Here is a 12973-nt window from a genome sequence, read left to right on the forward strand (position 1 = left end):
CCTTTATTCTTTTTTATAACCTTTAATCTCATATTTAGCAGTGTCTTCATTAAAGTTCAATTCAGTTACCAGTGTGTGTTGTTTCAGAAAGTACAAACGATGGGCATCTGTACTAGCAACATGTTCCTCATAATAACTAAGTATCTGCTTAATTTGATCAAATAATAATTGTTTAACAGCATCAATATCATTGGAATATTGAGTTGATACATAAACGGAGGGTAAATTGGTTGTCGGTGCGATATCATGATTTAGATCTCTTTTATTAAATATAATAGCTTGTGGAATATGAGCCATATCTAAATCATCTACAATTTGATTCACAGTATCCATTTGACCACGATATTCAGGATGACTACTATCTACAACATGTAATAATAAATCGGCATCTTTCGCTTCTTCTAAAGTTGATTTAAATGCTGCAATCAGTGTAGTTGGTAGCTTTTGAATAAAGCCCACTGTATCTGAAATAATTAAATTAAAACCGTTATTAATCTTTATTTGTCGTGTCTTAGGATCTAGTGTAGCGAATAATAAGTCTTTCTCATAAGTAGATTCATGTGCTAATTTATTAAACCACGAAGACTTTCCAGCATTGGTATATCCAACTAAAGCAACTTGAAATACTGCGTTCTGTTCACGTTTATTTCTATAGCGTTCCCGATGTTCAACTACAGTATTTAATTGATGTTTGATTTCATTCATACGTGTTCTAATATGACGTCTGTCCATTTCTAATTTTGTTTCACCAGGACCTCTTGTCCCAATTCCACCGCCCAATCTAGACAAACTACGGCCATGCCCTTGTAATCTAGGCATTAAATAATCCAACTGAGCTAATTCTACCTGTAGCTTACCTTCCTTGCTACGGGCTCTTAATGCAAATATCTCTAAAATCAATTGCGTTCGATCAATAATTTTCACATTAAGTTGACCATTTAATGATTTCGATTGCGCAGTAGTTAATTCATCATTTGTTACAACCACATCTATATCATGGAATTCTACATAATCTTTAATTTCTTCTAGTTTACCTTTACCAACATAGTATTTATGATCGAAATGTTGTTTATTTTGAGTAAATTGCGCTTGAACATCGAGTTGACATGTCTCAGATAAAGATGCTAATTCCTCCATCGTTGACGTAAAATTAAATTCATCATCTGTTTGAGCATGTACACCAACTAACACGGCAGTTTCTAATTGTTCTTCTGTCTTGTGTAACGATTGCTGTGTCATTACATGCACCTCTTTTCAAAGTTTTCTTTGCTATTCTATCATAGTGTGTATATAAAGACTATAGAGACAAATTGTGTTAAATTAAAACTAAGAGGTGAATAAATATGACGATTTACGATATAGAAGTACAAAAACCAAACGGCGAATCATATAAATTAGCAGATTATAAAGGCAAAGTAATGTTAATTGTAAACACTGCCAGTGAATGTGGATTTACGCCTCAATTTGAAGGTCTTGAAGCGTTGTATCAGAAGTACAACGATCAACCATTTGAAGTTCTTGGCTTTCCATGCAATCAATTTGGCGGACAAGAACCAGGCACAGGTGAAGAAGCAACACAATTTTGCAAAATCAACTATGGTGTTTCTTTCCCAATGCATGAAAAATTAGATGTTAAAGGTGAAAATCAACACCCATTATTTAAATATTTAACATCTGAACAGAATGGTTTTTTTAATGAAAAAATCAAATGGAATTTCACTAAGTTTTTAGTGGATAAAGAAGGTAATGTGGTTAAGCGATTTTCACCACAAAAGAAGCCAGACCAAATTGAGTCTGATATCGAAGCTTTATTATAAATTAAATAATCATTTGAGCAACACATCTCAAGCTAAGCATCGACAATTGCTATTTCATATAAAGCATAGTCGATGTTTTTTTATGTTTTAGAGAAATGTGTTTTATCAATGCTGTAGCAGTCAATGTGCAATAGATCCGTTACTTAGTTCAATTTAATTATATAATCACTGTTCGTTTATCGATATTTATTCCAACATTGGTATTTCACGTAAGCGCAACACATTGGCATACATATACAGCGACAAAAAACTGCCGACAAGTTATTACTTTACCGACAGTTTAAAAGCTTATTCATTATGTATTGGATTTAATCCCTACATCATCTATTGATAGATAACATCGGTCCAATCGGTTAAATCATTAAAAACTACTCTTCTGAATCATCAATTGTGAATGTACTAATTGCATGTTTGTATATCATATGTTCTTTACCTTGAGATAATAAACATACCAGATATTTATCAAAATCAACAATCGTACCTTACATTTGGAATCCATTTACTAAAAAAACAATAACTTTTGTTTCTTCAGATTTAAATTGCCCTAGGAATTTGTCTTGGATGTTTTCTGTTGTATTCATGTTATGTACTCCTTTTATTTATTTGGGCTGAAACCTTTCGTAACATTGATGAAAGTGTGAGTGCTTCTTTGTCTAACCAGATGACATCTAGTTTATTTTTAAACCATGTCATTTGCCGCTTAGCATAATTTCTTGAGTGTTGCTTTAATTTTTCCGTAGCTAATTCTATCGTCATTTCATTATGTATGACTGGTACAATCTCTTTATAACCAATCGCTTGCATGCTTTGACATGATTCGTATCCCTGTTCGACAAGATACTTCACCTCATCTATTAACCCGCGTTCCAACATTATATCAACTCGGTTATTAATTCTATTATATAATGTTTGACGCGACATTTCTATCCCTAGTAATAATGTATCATAATTTTCTGTATATTGCGCATTTTTCTTACGTGAACTTAAAAGTTTTTTTGTTTTTTGGTAATATTCAATCGCTCTAACTACTCTTTTTCTATTATTTGGATGAATAGCTATAGCAGATTCAGGATCAAATTCAGCTAAGTAGTCATGTAGTGCTTCATTTGACAGTGGCTCTAAACTTGCCATTTTTTCTTGTACACGCTTGTTATCTGTTTCTGAAATTGTTTCTTCATCTTCAAATGCATAGTTATGAATCAATGATTGAATATATAATCCCGTTCCCCCTGCGATAATTGGAGTCTTGCCACGTTCTGTAATTTCTGTAATTAATTTTTCAGCTCTGCTTTTAAACTCATATGCTGAAAATGCTTCATCTGGATTTAATATGTCTATCATATGATGTGGGATGCCTTCCATTTCATCGCTTGATATTTTAGCAGTCCCGATATCCATATGTCTGTACACTTGCATTGAATCACCGCTAATAATTTCACCATTAAATTGCTTTGCCAATTCAATACTAAATTCAGTCTTACCAACTGCTGTTGGACCGACTAAAACGATGATAAATGGTTTAGTATTTACCACTAATATTCACTCTCTCTTTTTATTTTACTTTGTATTGTCATACTTTTTCAAAATCTGCTTTTCAATCCATTCATACATATGTTGCCATGTTTGTGTATAACCTTCTTCAAATAAAATTTCATTTCTCTTGAATTTATACAATTGGACTGTCACATGATTTAATCCGCCCTTTTTATAATATTTTCCTAACTGACGAATGCCTTCTCCGTAATTACCTAATGCATCCTCTTTGCCTGAGATTAATAACACTGGTAAATTTTGATTCATTTGCTTAATATTTTTTATTTTACTCGTGCGTCTTGCTTGTCGCATTGTATCATAAATTATTTGATTTGATACTAAATAGCCTGCATTAGGATCGTTATTATATGCTTCAACTTCTGAATCTGTACTTGAAATCCAATCAAATTCTGTTTGTTGCGCATCGATTTTCTTATTGAATGTACGATTCATTAAATTGTTTAACCACTTCAATTTACGTCGTTTACCACAAATAATCGTGATTAATTTTAATAATGAGGATAATAATAAACCCATCCCCTTATTATGCTGCAATGTTCCCGTTAGGATGAGCCCTTGTAATGATAAAGGGTATTTTTCGGAAAATACACGAGCCACAATCGATCCCATTGAATGACCAATAACAATATAAGGTATATTATTATAATTTGTACAAACAGTCTGAGCAATTTCATAAGCATCTTCTGCAAGCTGTTCAATTGAATCAAAATGTCCACGCTCATTATCTGCAATACCTATACCATGACCTCTATGGTTATGTCTGAGCACATCATAACCTTGTTGATTTAAAGAAGCGACTAAGCGGTCATATCTATCCATATAATCTGCCATACTATGAAACAAATGTATTACACCAATTGTTTGTTGCTTAGCTTTATCTAATTTCACATCAATCATTTTCCCGTCAGAAACTGTGATTTTAAATTCTTTTAAATTCATAATCTGCCTCCAAACCATGAAAGTTTTAAAATAGTCTTTATTAAATAATATACCCTCTTACGAAACCACTATCAAATAGCAAACAACATTATTATCATATTATATTTTGAGCATATCTACTTATAAGCTTTATTTAGTTAACATAATTTTTTTATAATCAACTCATATCTACAGCTATACAATTTATTATTTTCACTGTAGTTTAGAACAACACCAGCCTTTACTTTCGCAAATGATGATTTATAAATGAAAAACCATTAACGCATTTATCATAAATAACACAAGAGACCTACCAGAATTTCTATAATTCTGATAGGTCTCTCTTTAACTCAGTTATAAAACAATAGTGCTTTTATAAGAATGATAATACTTTATTATTCTTTTTCAGCTGGTTGTTCATTACCTGTTTGTGCTTCTTCTAAAGCAACATTCAATTCTTTAGTATAAAGTTGTTGTTGAACAGTAGAATAACCTAATAATCCAGCCATTACACTTATCACTTGGTCTTTATAATTAATAACGTCATCAATTTTGAAGTAAAGTTTACCAGTACGACGTACAAAGAAGTCAGTTGGACGATAAACCATTTCATTTTGAATTGAGTAGATTAACTCAGTATAAATATCTAATGGTAAACCTGATTCTTGGTATTGTGCTGTTTGTGCAATTTTAAATAATTCTTCAGCATTTGAACCGTATTTTGAAGCAAAGTGACGTGCAGTTGCTTCATCAATTTGGTAAGCTTTTGCTTCTTCTACCTTTTGATTAATAAAGTTTTCGAAGTTTTGACTACCACCAACATCTCCACCTGAGATTGTTAAGTTTTTAGTTGCACAAGGTTTGAATTTCAATCCATATTCTGATTTCAAGCGTTTTGATAATAAGTCTACAATTTCAAGTGCCATGTGACGGTAACCAGTTAATTTACCACCAGCAATTGTTAATAGACCAGATTTACCTTCCCAAACTTCATCTTTTCTTGAAATTTCAGAAGGGTCTTTGCCTTCTTCTAAAATTAATGGACGAATACCTGCCCATGATGATTCAATATCTTCATCTTTAACATCTACATCTGGGAACATGTAGTTAATCGCATCGATTAAGTAATCTCTATCTTCTTGTGTTGCAAGTGGTGTTGTTTTGTCATTGTTGTAGAAAGTATCTGTAGTTCCTACATATGCTTTACCTTCACGTGGAATAGCAAAGATCATACGACCGTCTTTTTCAGTGTCGAAATACACTGCTTGACCTAATGGGAATTTAGATTGATCAATAACAATGTGTACACCTTTAGTTAAACGTAATTGTTTGTTATTTCTAGCGTAATCACCACTACGTACTTCATCAACCCATGGACCACTCGCATTAATCACTTTTTTAGCTTTAATTGGGTAAGTTTCACCAGTGATTTGATCTTCAACATGAATTCCATTTACTTTTTCATTTGAGTCATAAGTGAAGTGTACAGATTTTGTATGATTAATAACTGTAGCACCTTTTTCAACGGCACGTTTCATAACTTCAATTGTTAAACGCGCATCATCTGTTCTATATTCAACATATGTGCCGCCACCTTTAAGACCATCTTTTTTAACAAGTGGTTCTTTTTCAAGTGTTTGTTTTGAATTTAACATTTTTTTACGTTCTGATTTTTTTACGCCTGCTAAAGTATCATACATTGTTAAACCGATTGAAGTTGTGAACTTACCGAATGTGCCACCTTTGTGCATTGGTAATAACATACGTTCTGGAGTTGTAACGTGTGGACCATTTTCGTAAACGATAGCGCGTTCACGACCAGTTTCAGCAACAACGCCTACTTGTAATTGTTTTAAATAACGTAAACCACCATGTACTAATTTAGTTGAACGTGAGCTTGTACCTTGTGCAAAGTCTTGCATTTCAACAAGAGCTACTTTCATACCTCTTTCACTTGCGTCTAATGCTATACCTGCTCCTGTGATTCCGCCACCAATGATGACTACATCATAAGAGTCATTTTTTAAATCTTTTGTAATCTGTTCTCTTTTCAATGTTGATAAACTCATAAACCTAGCGCCTCCTATAGATAATAAAAAAAGAGAGACCTATCCCATACATATATAAATTGTACGAACAGAATCTCTCATTTCTCATCTTGATATTATTAACTTACCCACATTGTAGCATAAATAACTACAATACGTCTAATTTTTTATTCTTCATCTAATTTAAATACTTGAGTAGCTTCTACTGCTTTTTTCCAACCTTTGTAAAGTTTTTCTCTTTCTTTTTCTTCCATGTCTGGTTTGAATTCTTTTTCAAGTTTCCAACGATTTGCAATTTCGTCTTTACTATCCCAGAAACCTACAGCAAGTCCAGCTAGATAAGCAGCACCAAGTGCAGTTGTTTCATTAATTTCAGGACGTTCAACACCTACATTAAGTAAGTCAGATTGGAATTGCATGATGAAGTTATTTTTAACTGCGCCACCATCAACACGTAAATTGTTAACTTCTATATCTGAATCTTTTTCCATAGCTTCTAAAACATCACGTGTTTGATAGCAAAGAGATTCTAAAGTCGCACGAATAAAATGTTCTTTTTCAGTACCGCGTGTTAAACCAAAGATTGCACCACGTGCATCTGCATCCCAGTATGGTGTACCTAGACCAACGAATGCTGGTACTACATAGACACCTTCTGATGACTCTACACGTTCAGCATAGTTTTCTGATTGAGGTGCAGAATTTATCATTCTCAAACCATCTCTCAACCATTGAATTGCTGAACCAGAAACAAAGATTGATCCTTCTAAAGCATAATTCACCTTGCCATCTAAGCCATAAGCAATCGTTGTTAACAAACCACTTTCAGAAGCTACAGCTTCTTCACCTGTGTTCATTAACATGAAACCACCAGTTCCGTAAGTATTTTTTACATCACCACGGTTAAAGCAAGCTTGACCGAATAGTGCTGCTTGTTGGTCACCTGCAATACCAGCGATTGGAACTTCTTGACCGAAGAAGTGGTAATCAATTGTATTGGCATAAACATCACTTGAAGCTTTAACATCAGGTAACATTGATTCAGGAATTTCAAGAATTTCTAGCAATTCTTTATCCCATTCTAAATCATGAATATTATAAATTAATGTTCTGCTCGCATTTGTGTAATCTGTGATATGTGCTTTTCCACCAGATAATTTCCATACTAACCAAGAATCGATTGTACCGAATAATAAATCACCATTCTCTGCTTTATCTCTAGCACCTTCAACGTTATCTAAAATCCATTTCACTTTAGTTCCTGCAAAGTAAGGATCTAATAATAATCCAGTTTTCTCTCTGAATTTGCTTTCTAAACCTTGTTCTTTTAATTCTTGACAAATACCTTGCGTTTGACGTGATTGCCAAACGATAGCGTGGTACACAGGGCGACCAGTATTTTTATCCCAAACAACTGTCGTTTCACGTTGGTTGGTAATACCAATACCAGCAATTTGATCTGCGCCAACATTTTGTTCGTTTAATACCTCTGCCATTACAGCTAATACAGATGTCCAAATCTCGTTAGCATCGTGTTCAACCCAACCAGACTTAGGAAAATGTTGTTTGAATTCTCTTTGTGCAACACCTTTAATTTCTCCATCTTTATTGAATAGAATTGCGCGTGAACTTGTAGTTCCTTGGTCAATTGATAAAATATATTTTTCCATAATGTAACGCTCCCTTGTTAATCTTTATTGTTGTCTGAATATATGCTAAATATGTTTATGACTTCATCTCAAAGTTACACATTATTACCCAATACCCACAACGGTTTAGCTCAAACTTTTAAAAATTTGCAACATAAGACCTGTCTATATCAATAAATATAAACAGGACAAATTTAAAACTTTTAATAAATAGATTCAATGCCTTTTGCATCTTTACCTTTATTTAATACTAGTCCAAGAACAATTGTAACAATTAATAAGACAATTGCAACAACAGACATCGCATCAAAAGCACCTTTATAGAATAATCTATAAATAACAGCACCCATCATACCACCAGTAATAGGACCAAGAACTGGTACAATTGCATATCCCCAATTTGATTTTCCTTTACCGGCAATTGGTAAAATTGCGTGCGCAATACGTGGACCTAGGTCACGAGCAGGGTTGATCGCATAACCTGTAGGACCACCTAAACTTAAACCGATAGCAATGATTAAGCCACCAACGATTAAAGGATTTAAACCGTCAGCTATTTTGTTCATACCAATATATAATAATGCTAAAGTTAAGATTGCTGTTCCGATAATTTCACTGATAAAGTTTGCTAAATAGTTCTTAATTGCAGGAGCAGTAGAAAATACGCCTAATTTAGCTCCTTTATCCTCTGTAACTTTCCAATGTGCTAAATAAGTTAACCAAACTAAAACGCCACCAAAAATACCACCTAGAATTTGACAAATGATATAACCTGGTACCATAGACCAACTTAATGCGCCATCCATGGCAAATGCAAGTGTTACTGCTGGATTTAAGTGTGCACCAGAAATATTTCCAACTGCATAAGCACCCATCGTTACCGCAAGCCCCCAACCTGCAGCAATGACGATCCAATCAGCACCATTACCATTACTTCGCTTTAAGTTAACGTTTGCACAAACGCCACCCCCAAACAAGATTAGTATTGCTGTTCCCAAAAATTCAGCAAAATATACATTCATTGAGATTCCTCCTAAAAAGACAAAGAGACTTCTACAATAGTTTCCAGTTGTGAACCACCGGTCTAAGTACTGTAGAAATCTCCCATCTCTGTTCTAATTATTAACTTAACTTTATATTACACTTATTTTGTAAGCGTTGTCAACTAAATTTTGTAACTAATTTGACACAATTAGTTACGGGATACAGTAGACTCCAATAATTTAAATATTTTGTTTTTGCAATCGATTTCACCATACAATCCATAAGGTAGTATCATTTTCGGTTCATTATGGCCAAATGATAAATTGTATAAAATTGGAATATCTTGATTATTACTTTGTTTGATTCGTTTAATAAATGCATTTTTATAACATTCATAATTGCGATTGAGATATGGTTTACCTATTATAATTCCTTCAATGGCTTCAAGCACCTCATCGGTAAGTATTACGTTTATTGCTTTAGTTATCATTTCAAGTGACGGCACTATTTCAGATGTTTCAAGAAATAAAATTGTACCCCTTAGTCGTTCTACAATTGGGTAAATATCGTCATTAACCACTTTTAATAAAGTTTCTAAATTACCACCAAATAATTTACCTCTTGCTGTGCCGTTACCGTTTAACACTTCATAATTATGATTCGGCATTATCCCCCTTCTCATTTTGCCCTTAGCACTTCCCCAATCACCACTGTTCGTTCTAATGTATTTTGCTGGATAAATATTGTGTGAATCATGCGTTTCAAACCAACAGTGTTTGATATGTTGAATTGTATATTCATCCATCGTTCCATTTTCGGCAAAGTCTGTTAGAAGTGCTGGACCGTAATAACTCACTATACCCATTTTATAGAATAATAAATGCAGTGAAGTTGTATCAGAATAACCACTAAATATTTTAGGATATTTTTTAATATTTTGACTATTAATAAATGGAATTATCGTATGTGCATCATCCCCACCAATACAATTAATAATACCTTTGATTTCAGGATCAACCAATGCCTCATTTAAATCTGCAGCTCGGGCTTCAGGATGTTCTTTTAAATATCGACTACCTTTCAGTGCATTAGGCATCACTTTAACTTGCAAGCCAAATATTTGTTTTAAGTTATTTATACCCTGTAAGGTTCTCCAAATATATTGATGATCACCCGCTATACCTGATGACAATGAGACAATTGCAACCGTATCACCTGATTTAAGTCGTGATGGTTTAATCATATAATCACCTCCACTTTTAATTTAATTACTAATTTAAAAACGGTTATAGCGATAATAATTGCATAATTACAATATTATTGCTATAACCGTCAACTTAATTCTTATATAATTTTTTTAATATATCTATAACTACCATAAATCTCTATCACTCGTAGTAATATATTTAGCACCGTGCTCCACTGCAACATTAACCTCATCTACATCGTTAATTAATCCACCCGCAATGACTTGTGTATTCGTTTCTTCGTTAATAATTTGAATTGCTTTGGTGGCAACACCAGGTAAGACCTCAACATAATCAGGTTCAACGCGCTTAATCAAATCAATACTTCTCGATAATGCTTGACTATCTAGTATAAACACTCTAAATACAGTTGTAGTATTTAATGCTTTGGCCTTATTAATTACCTTTGTCTTGGTAGATACAATACCTTTCGGATGATAATGCTGGATTAAATATTCACATGCAAATTCATCATGACTCATACCTTTGATTAAATCAATATGGATATAAGTTTCAATTTTATTCTTTTTCAATAGATCCATAATACTCTTCAAATGACCAATATGTGTATCTAACAATACACATTCTTTATAATCTGTTTTTGTCAGCTTTTCTAAGTCTTTCATCGAACGAATTGCTGGTAAAATATGTGGTTTCAAGCCACTAACCTCCTACATAATCCTTTTGAATAATCGTTCTATTTCATAGTTTGAAAAATTAATAATAATCGGGCGTCCATGAGGACAAGTAAATGGATCTTCCGTTTCTCTAAGTTGGTTAACTAAATCTGCCATTTCATTATTTTTTAAGTAATGATTTGCTTTGATTGATTTTTTACAACTCATCATGATGGCTGCTTCTTCACGTATTTTTTTCACTGAAACTGTTTTATGCTCTAATACATATTCAATCATATCTTTTATAATTTCTTCTGCTTCTTCTGGTGGGAACCAAACAGGATAACTATCAACAATATAATCATGGCCTCCGAAAGGTTCAAGGTGGACGCCTACTTTCTCTAGTTCATCTTTATGTTGATCAATAATCATTAGTTCATCTTTTGAAAAATGGAAAGTTAATGGAATCAGTAAGTTTTGAACTTCATTTGTCACTTCTCCAATTTTATCTCTAAAGTATTCGTATTTAATACGTTCTTGTGCAGCATGTTGATCTATCATAAACATACCATTTTCATTTTGAGCAATAATATATGTCCCATGTACCTGACCAACAATTTCCATGTATGGAACACGACGGCTTGGTGTCTCACTAACACTCCCTTTTATATCCTGTTGTTCTTCAGCAGTTGTAGTACTTTCTCTATATGTTTGCTGTTCTGTGTCTGAATAATCAACAGCTTTCTCCTCATCTGTATTATCCATTGCATTGAGCACATCTCTTTGACTTCGAATATAATCTGAATCTACGATATCTTCAGCATGATTATAACTGTCATACTGAGCATAACCTGATTGATACTGTTGCTGTCCAATCATTGAATCATTATTGTGCGTAGAATATAAATCATCTTTTGTTATTGCTTGCTCACCATGTTCAATATTTGCTGTACTCTGTTGATCTACAATTGATTCGTCTGGGTGTGATTGGGTGTATTTTTCATTGCCACTGACATTCGTAGTAGACTTTGGATCGTTTGTAAGATGGCGCTGTTGTCTTTGTTCAAAATCCATTTTTTGTTGTTCAAACTGACTTAATACCTTATTTTTTTTAGTGAATTTCGTCATATCGTTTTTCGGTATTAAAATGCGATCCTTAAATGCCTCTTGTATCTTTTCAACAATGAGTGCATACAATTGATCCTCTTTAGATAATCTTACCTCTAATTTTGTCGGATGCACGTTAACATCAACTAAAATAGGATCCATTTCAATGTTAATGTAACAGATAGGATAACGGCCAATTGTTAAAAGCGTGTGATATCCTTCTACAATTGCTTTATTTAATAAAAAATTCTTTATATACCTTCCGTTTATAAAAATGGAAATATAGTGTTTATTACTTCTAGAATGTTCTGGTTTAGCTACAAATCCTTCAATATGATAATCACTCGTATCCCCGGTAATTTGAACCAAATCTTTGGCAACTTTCATACCATATATTTCAGCCATGACTTCATTTGTTCTTCCAGAACCATTGGTTTTAATAATCGTCTTGCCGTCTGATACTAATGAAATTCTAATATCAGGGTGACTCATTGCCATTCTATTAACAATATCAGTAATTTTACCTAGCTCTGTATATAAACTTTTAATATATTTTAAACGTGCCGGCGTATTATAGAAAAGTGATTCAACTAAAATATCAGTACCTCGTTTTGCTTTTGCAGGTTTCTGTTCTAAGATGGCTCCATTTTCAACATAAATTTCCTGACCTTCTGCATTATCAGTACATGATTTTAATGTTACTTTCGCAACAGAGGATATACTCGCTAATGCCTCACCTCTAAATCCTAATGTACGTATATGGAATAAATCTTCATCGTCGTCTAATTTACTCGTAGCATGACGATGAAATACTAAATCGAAATCATCTGCCTCAATACCAGTACCATTGTCTACTACTCGAATTGAAGCGACTCCAGATTGCTCAACTTCAATATTGATTTCAGTCGCTTGGGCATCGATTGCATTTTCAAGTAATTCCTTTACAACAGAACCTGGTCGTTCTACCACTTCTCCGGCTGCAATTTTATTTGCTAACGATGTCTGTAATTCCTTAATTTTACCCATTTGACT

Annotated in this window: 10 protein-coding genes and 1 pseudogene; 1 reads left to right on the forward strand and 10 read right to left on the reverse strand. The window is 33.3% G+C overall.

Translation table 11 applies throughout. From position 1 onward, the window contains the following. Positions 1-3: 3 nt before the first annotated feature. The gene (hflX, locus tag JN168_RS07710) at positions 4-1239 is read right to left on the reverse strand and encodes a GTPase HflX (RefSeq protein ID WP_042738803.1); all 1236 of its coding nucleotides are present in this window, start codon (positions 1237-1239) and stop codon (positions 4-6) included. A gap of 104 nt (positions 1240-1343) precedes the next feature. Between hflX and JN168_RS07715 the strand changes: the two genes are divergently transcribed. Next, positions 1344-1817, forward strand: coding sequence for a glutathione peroxidase (locus JN168_RS07715; protein WP_042738804.1), 474 nt, complete (start codon positions 1344-1346; stop codon positions 1815-1817). A gap of 368 nt (positions 1818-2185) precedes the next feature. Here the strand turns inward: JN168_RS07715 and hfq are convergent. From hfq to mutL, 9 genes and pseudogenes are all read right to left on the reverse strand, one after another. After that, positions 2186-2398: pseudogene (hfq, locus tag JN168_RS07720) on the reverse strand (RNA chaperone Hfq). 1 nt (position 2399) lies between these two features. Then, positions 2400-3350: a tRNA (adenosine(37)-N6)-dimethylallyltransferase MiaA gene (gene miaA / locus JN168_RS07725; protein ID WP_229367161.1), complete on the reverse strand. Its 951-nt coding sequence runs from the start codon at positions 3348-3350 to the stop codon at positions 2400-2402. Positions 3351-3374: 24 nt separating this feature from the next. Then, a complete protein-coding gene (locus tag JN168_RS07730; RefSeq protein WP_229367160.1) occupies positions 3375-4310 on the reverse strand; it encodes an alpha/beta fold hydrolase in 936 nt (311 codons plus the stop codon). A gap of 374 nt (positions 4311-4684) precedes the next feature. Beyond that, complete coding sequence (locus tag JN168_RS07735) at positions 4685-6358, reverse strand: glycerol-3-phosphate dehydrogenase/oxidase (protein WP_042738808.1); 1674 nt, start codon at positions 6356-6358, stop codon at positions 4685-4687. A 146-nt stretch (positions 6359-6504) separates the two neighbouring features. After that, positions 6505-8007 (reverse strand): glycerol kinase GlpK, encoded by a 1503-nt coding sequence (gene glpK, locus JN168_RS07740; RefSeq protein WP_042738809.1) that lies wholly within the window; start codon positions 8005-8007, stop codon positions 6505-6507. Positions 8008-8189: 182 nt separating this feature from the next. Further along, positions 8190-9008: an MIP/aquaporin family protein gene (locus JN168_RS07745; RefSeq protein WP_042738810.1), complete on the reverse strand. Its 819-nt coding sequence runs from the start codon at positions 9006-9008 to the stop codon at positions 8190-8192. A 170-nt stretch (positions 9009-9178) separates the two neighbouring features. Then, complete coding sequence (locus JN168_RS07750; protein ID WP_279525740.1) at positions 9179-10213, reverse strand: S66 family peptidase; 1035 nt, start codon at positions 10211-10213, stop codon at positions 9179-9181. 129 nt (positions 10214-10342) lie between these two features. Next, on the reverse strand, positions 10343-10876 hold the full coding sequence (locus tag JN168_RS07755; RefSeq protein WP_042738812.1) for a glycerol-3-phosphate responsive antiterminator: 534 nt from the start codon (positions 10874-10876) through the stop codon (positions 10343-10345). A gap of 12 nt (positions 10877-10888) precedes the next feature. After that, on the reverse strand, positions 10889-12967 hold the full coding sequence (mutL, locus tag JN168_RS07760; RefSeq protein ID WP_232165205.1) for a DNA mismatch repair endonuclease MutL: 2079 nt from the start codon (positions 12965-12967) through the stop codon (positions 10889-10891). Positions 12968-12973 lie beyond the last annotated feature (6 nt).

The organism is Staphylococcus gallinarum, from assembly GCF_029774255.1.
Lineage (GTDB): Bacteria > Bacillota > Bacilli > Staphylococcales > Staphylococcaceae > Staphylococcus > Staphylococcus gallinarum.